General features: G+C 31.8%; 1 protein-coding gene. It reads right to left on the bottom strand.

Translation table 11 applies throughout. The features are described 5' to 3' along the window. Positions 1–43: 43 nt before the first annotated feature. Positions 44–903 (bottom strand): LacI family DNA-binding transcriptional regulator (locus JQM82_RS15860; RefSeq protein ID WP_235251383.1); only part of this gene is annotated, 860 nt, incomplete at its 5' end.

The following is a 903-nucleotide window of genomic DNA, read 5'->3' as shown; positions in this document are numbered from 1 at the left end:
CCTTTGTATTATAAAATATGATATTTCTAATTTTGAATGTTCATTAATCATTATTATCCGATAGTCTTGCACATGTTTGACCTGGAATAAAAGTGGAATCAATCACTTTTTGTACAGGTGTTTCAGGACGATCAATAAGAAGAAAAAATAGTTGCTCTGCAATCCCTTTTATATCTTGTTCAATTGTAGTCATAGGAAGATGTAAAAAGTTGTCTAATACATGATCATATCCACAGATAGACAAATCTTCAGGAATATTAAGGTTCATAACTTTTGCTTCATTTATTACACCAAGTGCAATTAAGTCATTTGCACATAAGAGTGCCGAAGGCATCTCAGGCAGAGAAAGCAAGTATTGAAGAGCCATTTTTCCATAATCTGTCGTTACATCCCCATCTTTACAATAGACATATTCAGGATTAATTGGTATATTCAATTCTTTCATTACAGATTCATAGGAATGATATCTATTTTTTACAGTACAGAAACTGTTGAATGGGCCTACAAAGGCAATTTTGGAATGTCCAAGATTATGTAGGTAATTAATTGCTTTCTTAATACTGATATTTGTTTCGGAAGTGACAGAGGATATTTGTTTATCATCTTGTCTGTCGAGTGCGACAAAAGGAATATCTACGTTTTGATACAACGTATTAGCGGCACCTTCTGTAAGTATGATTCCTGCACAGCGTTTAGCAATACATAGATCCAAATAAGCTTTTTCTTTTTCTATATCATTTTCTGTATTACAGATGAATAATGTATATTGTTCGCGAAAACAAAGATTGTTAATCTCTGTAATCAAGTGTGCATAGAATGGGTTATTAATATCCTGTATGAATATGGCTATCGTATTAGAAGATTTCGAGAAAATGTGTTTAATATATTCATTCGGTATATAAT

This window comes from Faecalicatena contorta (genome assembly GCF_021531995.1).
Lineage (GTDB): Bacteria > Bacillota > Clostridia > Lachnospirales > Lachnospiraceae > Dorea_A > Dorea_A contorta_A.
This window is presented reverse-complemented; position numbering and strand designations above follow the sequence as displayed.